This is a genomic window from Stieleria mannarensis (assembly GCF_014154935.1).
Taxonomy (GTDB): domain Bacteria; phylum Planctomycetota; class Planctomycetia; order Pirellulales; family Pirellulaceae; genus Stieleria; species Stieleria mannarensis.
Genome location: NZ_JACEHH010000196.1, coordinates 1 through 661 on the forward strand (window position 1 = coordinate 1; position 661 = coordinate 661).

Below are 661 nucleotides of genomic sequence, written 5' to 3' on the forward strand. Positions count from 1 at the left end.
GCTGTCTCAGCTGTTCTCCCTGGCAGCGAAGCGGACAGAGGGTCAACACGCGCCGCCGAGGCGCCCGGAGTTTTCTTTGTCGACGCTATTGAGAATCTGCAACTCATACCGCGGCCCAAAGAAAACGCCACTGTTGCCACTGCCTTCCTCTGGCAATTGAAACTCAAGGTGCAGACGGTAGTCGCCGAATCGCTGCTTCGTGCAAAGAAACTGTTTGCGTCGCTTGCCATCGAATTCGAAGGCAATCTCCATCGCCTTGTCATCGACCAGCTTCCACTAAACCTGCCCCTGATCATCGTTCGGGTTGATCCATTGCCAGGAGAACGGCTTCCAGGCGTCAAAGTCTGTGCCGTCGAACAACACCACCGTACCGTCCGGCGGATCCAGTCCGACGGTCGACGTTGATGTGTCGCTCGCCATCCCGGGTGAGCGATGCGCGACCAAAAACGTGAGCGTCAATACCGGCAGATACCGGTGATTCATTCATGGACTCCGTAGAGGACGAGGGTTCGGATTCCGGCATCATGTGTGATGCTCAGCGCCCGTGTTTGGCACGTACAGGTTGCTATTAAAGCAGAAAGGATCGGGGCGAGGTGGATTCGAAGCACCTTTCAGTGCGGGGGATCCGGAAAATATCGGCCTTCCCCTGCAACGGCTTCTC

Annotated in this window: 1 protein-coding gene; it reads left to right on the forward strand. The window is 56.7% G+C overall.

The window, feature by feature from the left end; translation table 11 throughout:
- Positions 1-405: hypothetical protein (locus H1B37_RS34795; RefSeq protein WP_436299117.1), on the forward strand; the 405-nt coding region annotated here is incomplete at its 5' end.
- Positions 406-661: the final 256 nt, after the last annotated feature.